We start from the raw sequence: 15,583 nt of genomic DNA, 5'->3' as shown, positions 1-15,583 counted from the left end.
GTGATTCCTGAAAAATCCGCAGAAAACGCTCTAAGTCGTTGTCGCACTTTTAGAATTTGATCTTGTAGTCGATCGGTTCCACCGCTCTCGACAGGTCCAGCGTGTAGTCGCCGTAGCGATTGATGTGGGCTGTTCGATACGGAGACAAGGCCTTCAGTACTGGTTCCCCCACCTGATACCCCTGGCCCTGCAGTTCCTTGAGTTTGCGCGACATCCACTGCACGTTGTGCAGGATCACCATGTTGGCTACCAATTGGCTGTACTTGATGACCTTGCGCTGTTCGTGCCGCAGGTTCTCGGCAATGATTCCCTCTCCGCCAAAGAACAGCCACTTTACGAAGTTGTTGAACTCCTCGCTCTTGTTTGTCGCAGCGTGGATCGAGCGGCGTAGTTCTACATCGTTGATGTAGTTGAGTAAGAACAAGGTGCGGATGACCCGGCCGAGTTCTCTAAAGGCAAAGTACAGCTTGTTCTTGCGGCTAAAGGTGCCCAGGCGCCGCAGGATCATTGACGGCGTGATCTTGCCGAGCTTGATCGATACCGCGACACGCAGCATATCCCGGTAGTGCAAGGCCAGCAGGTCCCAGTCGATGGTGCCGCGGAACAGAGTCTGAATATGCCGGTATTGCAAGCCCGGCTCGGCCTTGAAGAAGACGAGCTCTTTGATGTTGCGAATTCGTGGCATCAGCTTGATGCCCAGCAGGTGCGCGAGACCGAATACCGGCGCGCTCTGGGCTTGTGTGTCACCGTGCAAGGTGTCGGGCTGGATGTCTGACTCATTCTTCACCAGACCGTCCAGGATGTAGACCGCCTCGTAGACCCCGCATGGGATGAAGTTGCCAAACAGCGCGATGTACATGTCCGACACATGGTAGTAGCCGATGCCGCCATAGCCGCCATAACGCAGGTGGTACTCGGACATCAGGTTTTGCTCGTACACGTTCCACTTGGTCCCGTCTGCCGACGCACTTTTGCCAGTCCCCCAATACTGCGGCAGTGCGAAGCGGTTGTACGAATTGACGACCTTGAAGATTGCCTTGTCCAGCCTTTCTTCGGTAACGTGATGCAGGTTGAGCCAAGCCACTTGCTTTCTAGATAAGCCCTTGACCGACAACGCCGTCTGCGTCGGCCCGAGATTACAGCCGTAGCAGAACAAGGTGGTCAGGAAGCGCTTACGCGGGTCATCGACCTTGCTCTCGAAGCCGGACAGCGGCCCGAAGAGCTTATGCAGATCAAGCCAGCGCTCGGTTTCCGTCAGTACATCCAAGATGCTGGTCGTGGCCATTGAATTCGTGATGGCCTGGTCCACCTCAGGCAGACCATCTGGCGGTGGCGCGCGGTCGGTGCGCCGAATAAGCAGGCCAGTTTCCGTGATGCCCACATGCTCGTTCTCTGGGATTCGGTCATCCACCTTTTGAGAAAGCTCCGTCAATTGCTGCTTGAGCAAAGTGACCAAATCGTCCCCATTGGCCGGTAGGCCCACCATGGCACTATAGCCGCCCACCTCAGCCTCGAACTGCTCCCAAGTCACCAAGTGGTCGCGGTAGTCATCGAACTGGTCACTGTTCTGCACGTAAAGATCGCCGGACTTCAGCTCTTCCATCACATGGGTGAAGACGCACAGTTCCAGGTATTTGCGATGGACCAGGCCTGAGGCGCCGCTACCTTCGATCAATGCACGCCACTTCCGCTCGGTCAGCCAACTCAGTTCCACGGGACCAAAGCCGGCATCGGCGCGGACATACTCCTTGTGGCTGGCGCGGAACTGGGTAATCCAGGTGATGACGCGAAGCAGGCTTTCATCGGGGGATGAGGATTTCAGCAGCATGGCGTCCAGGCACTGGAACAGCAAGGCTCGCTTGCTGCGGTAGGGCTGGAGCATGAACGGGTAGTAATTGTTCCCGGCGAACGCCATGTGCTCATCGCAGCGCTCAATCCAAGTGGCGGGGTCATCACCGAGCACGCCGCGCATCTTTTCGATACGCTCTGGATCGCTGCCGTCGTCTTCAAAGGCGGTCAGCATCTCCCGAAACTGCGCGATCAGCGCCTCCCCCTGCTCGACGTGCGCCAACTGGTATTCCTTCAACCGGTCGCGTGCCACGTTGTGCATGTTTCGGACGGTACGGATGAAGATTTCTGCGACGTCGTCTACTGCCTTCTGCAACTGGGCGTGAATCAGCAACACAGCGAGCGCATAGCGCTTGACGGACTTGAGCGCCATCATCTCGCGCACGTTCAAGGCGCGGGCTTCAAGCACGAACTGGGTGCGCTTAGAGACCGGTACGTCCTCGGGCTTGACCAAATCATCGGCCAGCTTTCGGACGGCCTCAATATGCGTTAAGAAGCTGACGACCTCACGTACATTGGGCTGTTTGGGCTCCCGCTTCAATTGCTCCCACTGGCTGCGGCCAGCACGGGTCGTGAACAGCTGATCGATTAGCCCGCGCTGTTTATCAGTGAGGGCCAACGATATCCGGCGTTGAATCTCGTCGTTGACCCGGGTTCTGGCTCGCGTAGCGGCACGCGACAGAGTGACGAAGCCTGGCAACTCGTACCTGTGATGGAGCAGTTCTTCCAACAGCACATTGATGATGTCGGGCAATTCTTGCTTGGTCTGCGCGGCTTTAGAGGCCTGCTCATCCAGCCAGGCTTGACCGTCGGCACCCAGCACACGCAGGCCGACGTACTCGCGCAGCAGACGCTGGTGAATCGACTTGCTCCCAGACTCGTCATAGGCCTTGAGCGCAGCAGATGTGAAAACCGGCACCCCTAGGTGCTTGCAAATATGGCGAATGATGGTGCCCGGTACATCAGCCAGCATAGGAAAATACCCAAGTCGCTGAAGCGTCTTGAGCTGGATGGCGATCAAGGCTTGGGTCGTCACCCGGCGATACGATTCGTTCAAGAATCGCTGCTCTTTGACGGTGGGTGTGAACAGCGCGAGAAGGTCCTTCTCCGCCATGTCGGCGTGCAACTGCGGGTACGCCGTTTCATTGATGCTGCTCATCAGGTCATATCCTTGATGAGGTCGGTGTTACGCCGAATTCCGACTGCATCGTGGCCGCTGAACTAAGCCTGCCAAGTTTCAGTAGAGGCGGCGGGCACAGCCCTCGCAAGTTCCATCACCTGCCCTTCACGCACGATCACCACCCGCTGCGCGCCAGCAATCGTTTCTGGTCGATGGGCGATGATCAATCGAGTCAGAGGCAAACTGCTCAATGCCGCAGTCACTGCGCGCTCGTTCTGCAAATCCAAATGACTCGTCGCTTCGTCCAAAGCCAAGATGCGCGGCATCTTGTACAAGGCCCGCGCCAGCAAAAGCCGCTGTTTCTGCCCACCCGACAGACCCGAGCCCAAGTCGCCCACCAAAGTTTGGTAGCCCATGGGCATGCGGCAAATGTCGGCGTGCAACTGCGCCAATTCCGCGCAGGCCTGAATTCGGGCCTGATCGGGCTGCACATCGAAGAAGGCGATGTTGTCGCTGAGTGAGCCCGTGAGCAAAGCATCCTCCTGCATCACCGTGCCGATCTGGCGGCGATAGTTCTGCAGGCCCAATTGGCGCACCGGCATGCCACCGAACAAGACCTCACCCTCGCTGGGTTTGAGCAGGCCTAACGCAATCTTGAGCAAGGTCGTCTTGCCCGCCCCCGATGGGCCGGTGACGGCTACGCTCTCACCCGCTTCCACGCGGAAGTTGGCATTGCGCAGAATCCAGGGCTCACCCTCGCCGTAACGGAAACTGACGTCTTTGAGTTCGATGCTGGGCACCAAGTGCCGCAAATCGTTGGCAGGCGCGTCGTCCTTTTCGGGCGGCTCCAAGGCAATGTCGGCCAGGCGCTCCGCATGCAGGCCCAGCATCTTGAGTTCCACGGCGTAATTGATCAGGGCCGACACGCGGCCCGTGAACTGGCCCTTATAGCTGAGGTAGGCGAACAGCATGCCCACGGTCATGGTCACAGCCCCAGCCTGCTGCCCCGTCATGATGAGCTTGGCACCTAGCCACAGCACCAGCAGGTTCTCCAGACCAAAGATGAAAGTGTTGGCCGTCGAAAACCCAATGCTCATCTTGGCCGTGCGCACATCGCGGTTCTGCACATCCACGATCAGGTTCTGCCAGCGGGCACGGCGCGCTTCCTCCCGACCGAACAGTTTGAGCGGGGTGATGGCGCGCAGGGTTTCCAGGAAATGGGTGTTTTCTTTGGCGGCTACCACCAGACGTTCGGCTGCCGCATCGCGGAAGGGTCGGTAGGCCGCCCAGCGCAGAAGGCCGTAGGCTGCGACGGCGGTGACAGTGACCGCGCAAAGCGTGGGCGCATAGATCAGCATCATCACCAGCGCGGCCACGGCCATCAGGCCGTCCAGCACCGCCTCAATGGTGGCTGTGGTCAAAGTCTTTTGAATGGCACTGACGGCGCCGAAGCGCGAGGTGATGTCGCCCAAGTGCCGCTTCTCAAAAAAGTCCACCGGCAAGCGCACCAAATGGGCGAACACATTGCCCATCCATTGCAAGGACAAGGTCTGGCCCAAGACCATCACCATCCAAGACCGGGCCAGCCCGACAGCAGTCTGCACCACCAGCAGCAAGCCGAAGCCGATCACCAGCACGGACAACAGATCGCGGTCTCCCGAAGTGAGCACGTCGTCCACCACCATCTGATTGAACAAGGGTGCAACGATGGCAAACATCTCCAGCACCACGGCCACGGCAAAGATTTGCAGGAGCGAGCGCTTAAGGCCCATGACCTTGCCAGTCAAGGCTCGCAATGACACCTTAGGCGCCGAGGCTTGGGACTTGAACTCCGCATTGGGGCTCAACTCCAAAGCCACGCCGGTGAAATGGCGTGATATCTCGCTCATCGACAAGCGTCGTTCGCCTACTGCCGGATCAAGGATCACTGCGGCTTTGCCGCCGCGCAGAACTTTCTTGAGAACTACGAAGTGATTCAGGTCCCAATGGAGGACGCAGGGGGTTTGTAGCTCACCGAGTTCTTCCAGGTCCAATCGCAAGGGGCGGGAGGAAAAACCCAAGGAGGCGGCGTGGGAGATCAGCTGTTGCAGGGTTGCGCCCTTGAGGCTGACGTGGAAGAGGCGGCGCAAATCGGCCAGATCTTTATGCAGGCCGTGGGCGCTGCAGATCATGGCGAGGCTAGCGAGGGCGCATTCGGCGGCTTCGGCTTGGAGTTGAAGCTTCATACCATCATTTCTAATAATTCAAAGAGAATAAAACGACACCAAAAGGTGTATCGAAAACTAGATAGTAAGGGGACTCAGCTAAAAGAAAAAACTCTCACTGAGTAGGAAATTCATATCCTCAAACACTTGGATACAATGTTGTCTATATATTTTGCTATTCTTTCTGAATCAGCATGGGTTCCTGTGGGTAAAATTTCATCCATATCTCTGAAGAACGAATCGCGTGCCCCAGGCTTGTAGAGTAAGGGCCGACTTCGACATCTTTGAATGCAAAGATGTCTAGAGTCAGCCCGTTTGGTCGCGGGAACAATGTCATGCAATAGGTGGTTAAGTTTGCGGAGATGTTTCGGCGGATTCGGTAGCCATATCTCAGGAATATCCCACCGTTTTTTTGGGAAATTTGTAACGTCGATGAAATCAATATGCTCGGTTTGATAGTAGCCTATGATGGATTGAACCACCTCCTGCAACATTGTCGTACTCATTTCCTGCATCACTGAATTTGCTGCGGCATCTGGTACGCCACATAACCGCAAAACTTCCATTGCAGTAAACTGGAAAAAACTAGCCCTAACACTAGAAATCCTGTTCTCCATCTCTACTCTGTCGCTAAGAAGCGGATCCAAGTGCCTGCCAAAGTAGTAGCTCAATGACCGAATAGCAGCGGAAATATTTTCAAATCTCTCGACATATGGATCAGGGTAAAGAGAAGTGGCCGTGATTGACCAAGAGGGTACAGCCGTCATTGCGCCGAAATCAACAAGCCGACCATCGAATGCTATGTTAGAGGATGTATTATTTCCGTGCGGAAGACGATTGACAAAACTATAAGCCAGTTGATGGGCCCATCGGAAAAAGAAAGCTTTGAAATCGGTGATTAGACCTTCCTTGCCTCGTTGTGCTATAGCTTCGCTGAATACAGCCTCCACTCTTCGCTGATCAAGCACCCCTTCTTTAATATTTTCAGAAATAAATCCTATTGCCCGCTCAAAATGAGCTGGCCGAACAAAGGTCGGCCTAACCAACAAAGTACGACGTTCCATTTCAGGCCAAATACCTTCAGGCCAGGTCTCTTTTATCCCCGTGTCGATGATAGCTAGGGTGGGTATTGCGCCGTATGGAAACTCTTGATCTACTATTTCCCCAAAAATAGTTTCACGAACACATTCTTCTAGATAGGCGCCTCCTGAAGCATGGGAAAGTGGTGTTAATTTGCTAACCAACGGCGTACGGCCTATCCCCTTGACCAAGTAACCATTCAGCAGCGCGTTCCGCCCACTCCCGCCATTGTGGCCAATTCCCGCTCCTCCATAACGATCAGCTACCCCATACTGTCCATTCGCGGGCGAAATATTGCATCGCGAACTGCCGTAAAATTGAGAATCAATTATTGCAGCGCAGGATTTGAGAATGTGATTTTCATAGGCCTGAAGATCATTTCCTACGGCCACAAATGCAGGATCACTTTCTAATATGCGGCGGTTGATCCATATTAATTTTGGGTCAATTAATTCATCCATCTTAATCTGGACATGCCCCATTTCCTTGCCAAACATCTTCTCATCACAAAGAAATAAACTTTCGCTTTTTTCTTTGGGTAGTGTTTCGAAATTCGACATGCCCAATCCTGTAGCTTGGCTTAAGACGCTTGACGCTGAATCCAATCGCCCAACTGTTTTCGTTCCGACCTCTCAACTCGAAATAGCTCTGCACGACCACTCTCAATACTTCTGATCGTTAGAAAGCATGGCTCCTCTGGAAACATCATCCCGCCAATATCCTCCGCAATTGAAGAAGCATTATCCTTTGTTATAACAAGGTCGCGAAAACACAAAGCATCACCTTCATTCCATTCGGATGAATGAATATCTGATATTGGTGTTGCGCGTAGCTTTTGTATCGTGTATTGCGATACCCATGCCCAACTTACGAATCCACTAGAAATACCTTTTTGATCAAAATATACCTTATTCTGCTGAATATTGAAGGTCGAAACTAACATTGCGTGTACTGAGCCAATAGATTTATCTAGATATTGTGGAGATCTTGCTAGCGCAGTCATTGCTTGACCGTAATTCAGAAATTTCTCTACGGTGGCAGTCATGCGATGCACGGCATTCATCGATGGCCTGCCACGATTCTTAAAACTAGCGTTAGGCTCGAAGCAATTGGCTTGCTGGATTCTTCCGTGCTCATCAAAATAAATGGAAATTTCCGCATCTTTAATTCGTGCATAAAAATCCTTAATTGAGAGTTTCGTTCGGACGGCCATGCCTTCCCGTGCAGTCATCGCCAAGTAATAACCCAACTTAATGCAAACTAGATCAACCTTGATATTACTCTGATCGCACACATCTTTGACGGAGTATAATTTCCTCATATTTTCATTAAGGACAGAGATCACTCTGTGTGAGAGTGCTTTGTTTGACAATGGTGCAAAGTTATTCTTGGTAAAACATCTCAAAAGGTCTTTTCATTTAATTTTAAAGCATCATTAAGGCCCTGAGTATTACCTGGAAATTCTAGAGTTTCCGGTTAAGCTGACGCATGTTTCTTTGCATCGTTGAACTTCATAACCATATCTCTGCAATATACTAATTACGCTATTATTTCCAATTAAGTGGGACCACCCAATAACGGCAAAAATTCTATTTACCGAGGAATTCAAATTTAACAAATAGGCGGCTTGTGTATTGTTCGCGGATTCCACATAGGTTGCCATCCATGGCAATGGACTGTCAGTTACGGCCATTTTAAAAGCAGCTACATCATCACCAGCGATGTACAATGACGCAAGGCTTTCAAGTGGCGTTGAATCCTTTTCATCCTGGCACGAAAATCGATTAATTGAATCTTCAAATACTTGGCTCCATCTATGTACATCGGAGTTAACAAATGAACGAAACTGACTAGCACCATCCTGAGTAAAATATATTGATTTACCCAGACTTTTCGCCATTACATGGATTTCAAAGTCGAAGCCTTTTGCATAAGACTGAGTTTCTTTTGTATTTTCGCAAGATAACGATATAAAATGGATGTATGGATGGAAGGTATTTAGGGTTTTCCAGGGAAGTTGGCGCTCTTCTGGGAGTTTTCTGACTAAAAATTTTATATTTTTGATCGCAGCTTCGCTCAAAACCCCCTGATCGAGTCTATGCCCTGCCATTTGTTCACTGAGGATGGAATTTATTTCTATTCCCGGGGTTTGTTCCCAGAAATTAGTTTCAAAAACTAATCCATCTGCTAAGGCAATGTCGGCCCTTAAGTCTGATATTTTTTGAAGAGAACTTATGTTATTCGGCCAAGCGTGAAGTGCTGCTAGCAACGTTATTTGTTTTCCGTCTTTTGCTGCGGAATACAAAGTAAATGCTGCTGAAATTTCCACACAAAAGACGGCCTGCAGCGCTACAACGACTCGAGTAATGAACAAAAATCTATTTTTCATTTTTCCGTTCTAAATAATTTGTAGGCACCCACAACTAGCACTGCCGAAGTTGCCGCAATCAGAAACGATCCAATCGCCCATTCAGGATAAATAAAAAACAGAGCAATCCAAATAAGTAGAGTAATGCCGAAACTTTTTGTCTTGCCCATAGTAATTTCATTCTATTATTCAAGTGGGATGATTCTAATTTAGTTTTTGCCTATATTTTTTTAATTGCTTTAAGATTTGCAATATATTTTTCTTGGGCAACTCTGTTTTATTATATTTATTTCATAAATTCTTCTGGATGTGGATATATTTGTAATCAGGAAGCCAGTCTACGTTTCTCCGAGTGAAAGCTGGCTATTTGGTGAAGAAGTAAATTTCTGAATATTGCCGTCACTTCATTAGGCAACAGGCCGCTCCTAGAGCGGCCCTTTTACTTTACGGCAACTGTCGAGCCATCATGCGGTATCCGCCGGAGCACGAGGGTGCGTTATACAGCGTGAAGCCTGCTGCTGCAGTTCCAGCAACGGCCGCGGCAGGCAAAGCAAGTTGTGCCTGGCCGAGATATATGGCCGCCTGGGCCCCAGTTCTGGCTCCTGCAACACCAGCAGCGGTCACGGCGCCAAGGCAACCTGCCGGACTAGACGCCGAGCCATTTGCTACTGCAATGGCACCATAGTGTGCAGCTTCTTCATCGGAGACAGATCCATCGCTATTTTCAAAGCACCAAAGATCACCTCCGCAAACGGCGGAAATTTCAAAGTCTTCCAGAGTTTTCATATTATCCTCAGTTTAAAAAATTCTTCTCATTCAATTGATCATTTTGAATTTGAAGAAGGGCTTGTCAGCGTCCTGACGAAGGTTTTCAGTTATTAGCTATTCTTTCGTTCGTTCACCAGCTCCATGAACTAGACAGGGTCTGCAAAACCACGGCCGCCGAAGCTGACGGGTAGCTTTACTCAGCCTGAACTCTGAAATGCGTAATGGCGTGCTGATTTCGTTCTCAATCTGTGCAAATTTCAACACCTTGCCCCTTTCGGCGTGTGGTTGACGCACTCATTCATCTGTTACCACCCCACCTCACGCCAACCGAATGGCCCAGAGGCTTTGCAGACCTTCCCTGGCTGCTTTCGTCTTGTGTCAATTTGTTCATGATCTGTGGTTCAGAGCCAAGACCGGTTCTAGCACCCACTGCCAGATGGCTCTGCGATCCTGCATTACATCGGCATCCAGTGCCATTCCGGCTTTCAGCAACTGCGTGTTGCCATAGGTGGTGATTGCCTGCTTTTTCAACTTCACACTAATCCGATAGAGGGGTTCATTGGCCTGGGCCGCCGTTAGTAAAGCCTGCCCCTGACCGACTGGCAAATCCTGCGCAGCAATGGGCGTTTCGCTAATGCTTTGCACCTCGCCTTCGGCCATCCCGAACTTCTGATAGGGGTAGGCGGCATAGCGCAGCCAGACAACCTGGCCAGGTTTGACGAACCCTGCCGTTCGGCTTGGCCCATAAAGTTGCGCCGCCAAGGCTGAGGCGCCCTGCTGCGCACTTTCAGGAATCAAGTTCACGAGCGTCTGCCCAGCCTGCACAGGCTGCCCGAGATGAATGGTGATTGCGCTCACCCGGCCTGACTGGGGTGCGGTGAGCGTTAATCCGCCACGGGCATCGTTCTCAGTGAATTCCTGGCTGAGGCTAGCCAGCCCACGATCAATTTGAGACAGGCTGGTGCTGCTGCTGGTTTCGTTGTTGAGCAGTTCTGCTTTTGTGGCCTGAATGTCGCGCTGCAGGGCGGCCAAGCTGCGCTCGGCGTTGCGCTCACGCAGTTGCACATCCAGCAGTTCTTCCTGCTTCTGCTGCAATTGCACGGCCGAAACAAAGCTGTCTTTCTCTAATTCGACGTAGCGAGTCAGACTCTTGGCCGCCAGGCCAGCTCGCAAGCGGTTGGTTTCCAGCTCAGCCTGAGCCTGACGTTCTTCGGCGGATAAGCTGCGCAGTCGGTCGTTGAGAGCTTGCTGTCGTTGACGTTGCTGCTGTTGCGTTAGCAGCCGCTCGGTTTCTAGCGTTTGCCGGCGTTGAGCCAAGGCCTGGGCGTTGAGGATTGCTGCATCACCAAGCGATGTTGTGCGCTCGCTTCGCAACCGCATCACCGGCTGACCCGCGTCGACCAGATCGCCTTCCTTGACCAGCAACTCAGTCACGACTCCGACTTGTGGGGCGCTCACGGTCAACATCCCGGCCGTTGGCATCAACAAGCCCGGTAGCTTGGCCTTGCGGGTAACTTCACCACAGATGGCAAAGGTGACCAAGGCCAACGCCATGGTCAAAGATACGCCGGTTACCCATGCAAAGCTGGGCGGGCGAGCGATGCGGATGCTGCCGAGCCACTGGGATTGGCTGGCGTGCATCACCTCTTGCCTGAACAGGCTGCCTCCACTAGACATATCAAATCCAGCTATCTTTTTTGTAGCCTACGGGCATTTTTTGGGCAGACTGAACTTTGGGATGAATGGCGACTCAAAGGGAACAAAAGGTCAAAAAAAGACCATCAATCAAAAGTCTGTTCCTCTTGTCATGATCCGCGAGTTCGGGATCTGCGTCTCTTAAGGCTTGTAAAGGTTGCTGTTCAGAATCGTTAAAGCCGAGATGGCGTGGCGTCGAGCGCCTGCCTTGTTGGCTCAGTAGACTGCCTGGCGCCAATAGGCTCCAGCATCTTCTCGCTCAGCTCGTGTTTCTCCGTCAGGCGCCTAAGGTGCGGATGCTGGCACGGTCCGGAATTCGGCTCGATCTGGGATCGCGTCCCGCGGAGTGGTGTAACTCAGTGAGCCCGGAGAGGGTCTCGATACGCGGGGACTGGGGTTCAGCGCTGAATGGCTGAGACCCGAGTCGGAACAGTATCGCTGAGGCTCTGCAGACCCTCAAGCTGCATGTAGCGGCGGTTCAAGCTCCACTCGTCGCTTTGCTCCGGCAACATGGCGCCCACGAGGCGAGTGATGGACGCGTCGTTGGGGAAGATACCCACGACGTTGGTGCGCCGCTTGATCTCGGCGTTCAGCCGCTCTAACGGGTTGGTGGAGTGAATCTGCAGCCAGTGCGCTCGAGGGAAGGCCATGTACGACAGCACCTCGTGCTCGGCGCTGTCCATCATCTTGGCCAGCTTGGGCAAGCTGGCGCGGAACTGGTCGGCAATGACGCGCCACTGCTGGTGCGCGTCCTGGGCTGACTCCTGGGCGAAGACGGTGGCAATCGCAGCACTGACCATGCGGCGCTGGGTCTTGTTGGCGTAGGCCAAGGCGTTGCGCATGAAGTGCACGCGGCAGCGCTGCCAGGGGGCCTTGAGCACTTTGGCGGCGGCGGCCTTCAGGCCCTCGTGGGCGTCAGAGATCACCAACTTCACGCCGCGCAGGCCGCGGCGCATCAGGCTGCGAAGGAAGTCGGTCCAGAACGTCTCGGCCTCGCTGGGGCCGGTCTTCATACCGATGACCTGGCGCTGGCCCTCGGTGTTGACTGCCACAGCCACTATCACCGCCACGCTCTGGATCGAGCCCGCCTCGCGCGCCTTGACGTAGGTGGCGTCGATCCACAGGTAGGGCCAGTCGCCCTCGATGGGGCGGGTCAGAAACGCACCCACCCGCTCATCGAGCTCCGCGCACAGCCGGCTGACTTGGCTCTTGGAGACCCCGCTCATGCCCATGGCCTTGACCAGATCGTCCACCGAGCGGGTGGATACGCCGTGCACGTAGGCCTCCTGGATGACGGCAGCCAAGGCCTTCTCGGCGGTACGCCGGGGCTCCAGGAAGGCTGGGTAATAGCTCCCCTGGCGCAGCTTGGGCACGCGCAGCTCGACGGTTCCGGCGCGGGTTTCCCAGGACCGATCCCGGTAACCGTTGCGGCTGTTGATGCGCTCGGCCGGGTTCTTCTCGTCGTAGCCGGCTCCGCACAGGGTGTCGACCTCCATCTCCATCAAGCGCTGAGTGGCGAACTGCACCATCTGGCGCAGTACATCGACATCGGCACCTTTCTCGGCCAACTCGGCCAGTGCGATAGTTGCGTTGGTCATCGTGATTTCCTCTTCAAGGATCAAGGTTGGTATTCGCACCTCAACCCTATCCGGAATCACGATGACCGCCTGACAAAGCGCGGTCGCCGCCGGGCGCATAGCCGCTTCGGGCTACGCCCTACGCGCCTGTCCGCCCGCCTTGAGACTTACACCACTTGCCGGGACGCGATCCGATCTGGTCGGCCAAGAATCAAAAGGTCGCCCAACTTTTGTGGTGTTCTAGCGGGCTAGCATTTACCTCAAACCACCAAGCATTGTGCGGGTCGAAGTGGCGTCGCGTGCAGGCCAACTACTTGACAGTCCATCCCGCTCGATGTGCTCCAGAGGTTGCGTCATGACGGGCGTCGTCTTCGGCGTGAACATAGGTGTTCGTGGTCGAAATGTTGGAGTGACCCAGGTTGTCGCGCACAACCTTGATATCCACTTGATTGCTCAGGTGGGACCCTGCGGTATGCCGCATCCAATGCGTTGAGGCTTGCTCGATGTGTGCCGCAGCGGCGGCATCCTCCGGGTTGCCGCTCTTCCTCAATCGGTCAGCGGTACCTCGCATCACAGATTTCACAATCTCATGCAGCGCCGTGCGGGCCATGGGTTTAACCGGTTTATGGAGAGGTAGCACCAGGGGCGTTGTTTCATCGTGTGCGCAAAGAGCCGGCAGGCCAAGCGAGCGTCGATATTGCATCAGCTCGCCCATCAACTCCGTCGTCGCTGGAATCAAGCGGGTCTTACCCCCTTTGCCCTTGACTTCTAACCACCACCGCTCCTTGCCATCAGCCCCGCGACGGCTAAAAAATCCTGCCATCGTGGTGTCGCAGACTTCGCTGACCCGTAAACCGGCGATGTACAACAAAGAAAACAGCCAGCGCACCCGTGCTGCCTGCGCACGCTTCCGCCCGGTCTCATGAGGCAAAGTTTCAATCGTAGTCCGCACGGCTTTCCAGTGATCCATAGGCAGGAAGCGAGTCACTCGCGGGGCCCGGTGATTGCGTTGACGCCTGGCCAGCGCCAAGGGATTGCCGGCCAAGTAGCCAGCGGCCACCAGCCAATTGAACAAACTGTTGATGATGGACAGCGCTTGTCGCACGCTCTGCGGGCTCAACGGTCCGGCAAATGGTCGCCACAGGGGTGAATGACGCGCTGGCTTCTGGCCAGGGGCAATCACCCACATGGCCTGGGGTGATGGGTTGGCCAAAAAGTGCTGATAAACCAGCAAGTCCTCATGGGTCAGGCTGGACAGCGCCACTCGGTGCTGCAGCACGCACCACATCAGCAGTCGCTCCGATTCCTTGCGATAGCTCGCCAACGTGGCGGGGGAGTCTGCATAGCGAGCCAGCCAGGCCAGGATGGCGGCGCGGTCCTCCTGTGCGGCGATTTGCATGTGGCCTTTGCCGCGATTGCTGCCGGCGCTGCCGTCTAACGAGTTGGGTGCGACCAAACTGTCAAAGGTGATGAGTTCTGGCACTCGATGATTCCAAAAGGTTGATTTTGATCAATTATGGACATTAGGCTGATTATGTCCATAGGAGAAATTCAAAGTCATGAATATAAACGCTTTACGTTGTATTATTTATGAATGAGCATTGAATCAGAAATCCAATCCGAGATCGAAGCCCTGAAAACCCGCTTCAGCGAGACCAAAACCCTGTACCGAGAGGCCTGCGCGCTGCTGTTTTTCCGGTACGGAATCACGCCCACTGCCAGCAAGCTCTACCAGTACGTGCGCAAGGGTTCAATGAGCGCACCGGCAGATGCCTTGTTCAATTTCTGGGAAGAACTGCGCAGCAAAGCCCGGGTACAGATCGACCACCCAGCACTGCCAGAGGCGCTTAAGGTTGCCGCCGCCGACGCCGTGCAGGTACTTTGGGGGCAGGCCACCGAGTTGGCCCGTACAGAGTTGGCTAGCCTGCGTGTTGAAGCGCAAGCCGAGGCAGCCAAAGCCGCGGCCGATCTGGGCGCTGAGAGGCAGCGCGCGGGGGGGCTTGAGGTCACGCTCAAGGCAATGGCGCATCGCGCCGAGGAACTGGCTGCCCAGCACCATGCGTGCGCGTCACTCCTAGAGGACGAGCGCCGGTGCCACGCAGCCACCACTGCAAAGGCCGACTCCCTGCAGCGCCAGGTAGAAGAACTGCAAGTCCTGCAGGAGCGGATTAGGGGGGATTTCAGCAGCGAATTGGACAAAGGGCGCGCAGCCATTGAGGCAGCGCATGAGCGCGCAACCGGTGCTGAGCGCCGGGCACTTCGCGAGATCGAGCAAGAGCGCGTCGCTCGCGCCGACGCGGAGAAGCAACTGGAAGCCATGCGCAGTCGGCTGACTGAGGTCGAACATCAAAGCCAATCGCAAGCCTTGGAATTCGCCACGAAAAATGCTCGCCTCGGCGCCGAATTGGAGACGGCCAGGAGCGCAGTTGCTGGATTCACCGCAACTTGTGACGGCCAAGCAAAACAACTGAAAGAGGTCATGCAGCAAGTCTCACAATTCAGGACCGAGGCCGAGACCTTGCGCAGCTTGGTCGAACAATTCAAACCGGCTGCGCCTTCAAAGTCAGTGCGCGCAAAACGCAGCGTCGGCTGATCGAAAAATTACGCAACAACAAGGACTTAGGTCAATTCCTGCGGATTTTTCAGGAATCACGGCCGACCCTCATCAAAAGCTCCATCGTTCGCCGCGCATTGGCACGGGTAGTTGCGTTGACGATGTTGGCGGCTTCAGCCTTGACCCAGTCTTGCTGAATCATGGTCCGGCTGACTTCGCCGAGAGCTTGCATCCGCGTCGAGGCCAATCCAATCGAGGCCACTAACAAGAGAATCAGGGTTCCGAAACCGGCACCGAGCAATACGCGCAGCGGCAAGTGGGCGGTCTTCATCAGCATCCCTCCGGGCTTGGGCCAAAAGCTACTTGCGC

General features: G+C 54.4%; 13 protein-coding genes. 2 read left to right on the top strand and 11 right to left on the bottom strand.

The window, feature by feature from the left end:
• Nucleotides 1-49: 49 nt before the first annotated feature.
• The 8 genes from AT984_RS08120 to AT984_RS08110 form a co-directional block, all read right to left on the bottom strand.
• A complete protein-coding gene (locus AT984_RS08120) occupies nt 50-3,007 on the bottom strand; it encodes a Tn3 family transposase (RefSeq protein WP_058719669.1) in 2,958 nt (985 codons plus the stop codon).
• A 62-nt stretch (nt 3,008-3,069) separates the two neighbouring features.
• Nucleotides 3,070-5,193, bottom strand: coding sequence for a peptidase domain-containing ABC transporter (locus tag AT984_RS08115; RefSeq protein WP_058719668.1), 2,124 nt, complete (start codon nt 5,191-5,193; stop codon nt 3,070-3,072).
• 110 nt (nt 5,194-5,303) lie between these two features.
• On the bottom strand, nt 5,304-6,812 hold the full coding sequence (locus tag AT984_RS22920) for a hypothetical protein (protein WP_156421948.1): 1,509 nt from the start codon (nt 6,810-6,812) through the stop codon (nt 5,304-5,306).
• Between the two features lie 20 nt (nt 6,813-6,832).
• Nucleotides 6,833-7,573 (bottom strand): toxin-activating lysine-acyltransferase, encoded by a 741-nt coding sequence (locus AT984_RS22440; RefSeq protein WP_082679870.1) that lies wholly within the window; start codon nt 7,571-7,573, stop codon nt 6,833-6,835.
• Between the two features lie 129 nt (nt 7,574-7,702).
• Nucleotides 7,703-8,641 carry a TraB/GumN family protein gene (locus tag AT984_RS22435; protein ID WP_082679869.1) on the bottom strand — a complete coding sequence of 313 codons (939 nt, stop codon included), beginning with the start codon at nt 8,639-8,641 and terminating at the stop codon, nt 7,703-7,705.
• Complete coding sequence (locus tag AT984_RS22915) at nt 8,638-8,790, bottom strand: hypothetical protein (protein ID WP_156421947.1); 153 nt, start codon at nt 8,788-8,790, stop codon at nt 8,638-8,640. The genes AT984_RS22435 and AT984_RS22915 overlap by 4 nt, the downstream gene beginning before the upstream one ends.
• Nucleotides 8,791-9,064: 274 nt before the next feature.
• Nucleotides 9,065-9,406 (bottom strand): hypothetical protein, encoded by a 342-nt coding sequence (locus AT984_RS22910; protein ID WP_156421946.1) that lies wholly within the window; start codon nt 9,404-9,406, stop codon nt 9,065-9,067.
• 369 nt (nt 9,407-9,775) lie between these two features.
• Nucleotides 9,776-10,822 (bottom strand): HlyD family secretion protein, encoded by a 1,047-nt coding sequence (locus tag AT984_RS08110; RefSeq protein WP_197418280.1) that lies wholly within the window; start codon nt 10,820-10,822, stop codon nt 9,776-9,778.
• Between AT984_RS08110 and AT984_RS23225 the strand changes: the two genes are divergently transcribed.
• Nucleotides 10,803-11,228, top strand: coding sequence for a hypothetical protein (locus AT984_RS23225; protein WP_197418279.1), 426 nt, complete (start codon nt 10,803-10,805; stop codon nt 11,226-11,228). The two genes, AT984_RS08110 and AT984_RS23225, sit on opposite strands and share 20 nt — an antisense overlap.
• A 253-nt stretch (nt 11,229-11,481) precedes the next feature.
• On the opposite strand, the gene AT984_RS08105 is transcribed toward AT984_RS23225, so the two are convergent.
• Both AT984_RS08105 and AT984_RS08100 read right to left on the bottom strand, forming a co-directional pair.
• A complete protein-coding gene (locus AT984_RS08105; protein WP_058719666.1) occupies nt 11,482-12,681 on the bottom strand; it encodes an IS256 family transposase in 1,200 nt (399 codons plus the stop codon).
• Nucleotides 12,682-12,970: 289 nt separating this feature from the next.
• On the bottom strand, nt 12,971-14,143 hold the full coding sequence (locus tag AT984_RS08100; protein ID WP_058719665.1) for a tyrosine-type recombinase/integrase: 1,173 nt from the start codon (nt 14,141-14,143) through the stop codon (nt 12,971-12,973).
• Between the two features lie 111 nt (nt 14,144-14,254).
• Here AT984_RS08100 and AT984_RS08095 point away from each other — a divergent pair, with 111 nt between their 5' ends.
• Nucleotides 14,255-15,253, top strand: coding sequence for a DNA-binding protein (locus AT984_RS08095; protein ID WP_058719664.1), 999 nt, complete (start codon nt 14,255-14,257; stop codon nt 15,251-15,253).
• 49 nt (nt 15,254-15,302) lie between these two features.
• Here AT984_RS08095 and AT984_RS08090 read toward each other — a convergent pair whose 3' ends face one another.
• Nucleotides 15,303-15,545, bottom strand: coding sequence for a hypothetical protein (locus tag AT984_RS08090; protein WP_156421945.1), 243 nt, complete (start codon nt 15,543-15,545; stop codon nt 15,303-15,305).
• Between the last annotated feature and the right edge of the window lie 38 nt (nt 15,546-15,583).

Origin of the sequence: Paucibacter sp. KCTC 42545 (assembly GCF_001477625.1) — a bacterium.
Taxonomy (GTDB): domain Bacteria; phylum Pseudomonadota; class Gammaproteobacteria; order Burkholderiales; family Burkholderiaceae_C; genus Paucibacter_A.
This window is presented reverse-complemented; position numbering and strand designations above follow the sequence as displayed.

Excerpts from the sequence above, each read along its gene's own strand:
- AT984_RS08120 (WP_058719669.1), bottom strand. The coding sequence starts at position 3,007 with ATGAGCAGCATCAATGAAACGGCGTACCCGCAGTTGCACGCCGACATG.
- AT984_RS08115 (WP_058719668.1), bottom strand. The coding sequence starts at position 5,193 with ATGAAGCTTCAACTCCAAGCCGAAGCCGCCGAATGCGCCCTCGCTAGC.
- AT984_RS22920 (WP_156421948.1), bottom strand. The coding sequence starts at position 6,812 with ATGTCGAATTTCGAAACACTACCCAAAGAAAAAAGCGAAAGTTTATTT.
- AT984_RS22440 (WP_082679870.1), bottom strand. The coding sequence starts at position 7,573 with ATGAGGAAATTATACTCCGTCAAAGATGTGTGCGATCAGAGTAATATC.
- AT984_RS22435 (WP_082679869.1), bottom strand. The coding sequence starts at position 8,641 with ATGAAAAATAGATTTTTGTTCATTACTCGAGTCGTTGTAGCGCTGCAG.
- AT984_RS22915 (WP_156421947.1), bottom strand. The coding sequence starts at position 8,790 with ATGGGCAAGACAAAAAGTTTCGGCATTACTCTACTTATTTGGATTGCT.
- AT984_RS22910 (WP_156421946.1), bottom strand. The coding sequence starts at position 9,406 with ATGAAAACTCTGGAAGACTTTGAAATTTCCGCCGTTTGCGGAGGTGAT.
- AT984_RS08105 (WP_058719666.1), bottom strand. The coding sequence starts at position 12,681 with ATGACCAACGCAACTATCGCACTGGCCGAGTTGGCCGAGAAAGGTGCC.
- AT984_RS08095 (WP_058719664.1), top strand. The coding sequence starts at position 14,255 with ATGAGCATTGAATCAGAAATCCAATCCGAGATCGAAGCCCTGAAAACC.
- AT984_RS08090 (WP_156421945.1), bottom strand. The coding sequence starts at position 15,545 with ATGAAGACCGCCCACTTGCCGCTGCGCGTATTGCTCGGTGCCGGTTTC.